An 846-nucleotide genomic window follows, 5' to 3' on the forward strand; every position below is an offset into this window, starting at 1 on the left:
CTAGGGCGTAGACTCATTAGCGGCGATCCATAGGCGTGTGCAGAAGAGCTTGATGGCAGCGAGGAAGTTATCGCTTCGTTTGTCGTATCTGGTGGCCAAGCCTCTGGCGTTTTTGAGTTTCCCGAAGAAACGCTCGACCAGATTACGGTAGCGATACAGGAAGCTGCTGAACGCGAAGCCTTTGCGACGATTGCGCTTGACTGGGATGTTGGCGAAGCCACCCTGCGCGGTGATCTGACTGCGAATGGCATCGCTGTCATAAGCCTTATCGGCGAGAAAGGTGGTGGCGTTCGGCACGGCGGCCAGCAGCCTCTCGGCCTCACGGCAATCGCTCGCCTGGCCTTCGGACAGATGCAGTTGGATCGGCAGGCCGCGACCATCAACCAGGGCATGGATCTTGGTTGTCAAACCGCCCCGGGAACGTCCCATGCAGCGATTTGGGTCCCCCTTTTTAGGGTCGCACCGTGCTGGTGGACCCGGATGGAAGAACTGTCGATCATGACCAACTCGCCGTCGAAGGCTTGGCTCACCGCTTCGAGAAGGCGGTCCCACACACCGGCTTTGCGCCAGCGCACGAAACGGTTGTAGCAGGTGGTATGTGGGCCATAGCGCTCGGGAATATCAGCCCAAGGACTGCCCGTGCGAAAGCGCCACAATATCCCGTCGATGACCCGCCGGTCATCCACACGCGGAACCCCGCGAGGCTTGTTCGGCAACAACGGCTCGATCACCAGCCACTCATCATCGGTCAGTTCAAATCTACGACGCGTCATCCAAAGCTCCTTCCCGAAGCCTTGAATCAACCGCGCCCGCGCCGCGCAAGTCAGTTTATGAGTTTACGGCCTA

The 846-nt window shown here is 59.1% G+C and carries 1 protein-coding gene; it reads right to left on the reverse strand.

Features of this window, described 5'->3' with window-relative positions; genetic code table 11:
- Positions 1 to 773, reverse strand: a protein-coding gene (locus tag ACGHU1_RS16870; protein ID WP_156170621.1) for an IS5 family transposase whose coding sequence is annotated in 2 segments (ribosomal slippage) — positions 1 to 455 and positions 455 to 773 — 774 coding nt in all. Because the reading frame shifts where the segments join, the coding sequence is not laid out codon by codon here.
- Between the last annotated feature and the right edge of the window lie 73 nt (positions 774 to 846).

This window comes from Erythrobacter sp. MTPC3 (assembly GCF_042854385.1).
Taxonomy (GTDB): Bacteria; Pseudomonadota; Alphaproteobacteria; order Sphingomonadales; family Sphingomonadaceae; genus Erythrobacter.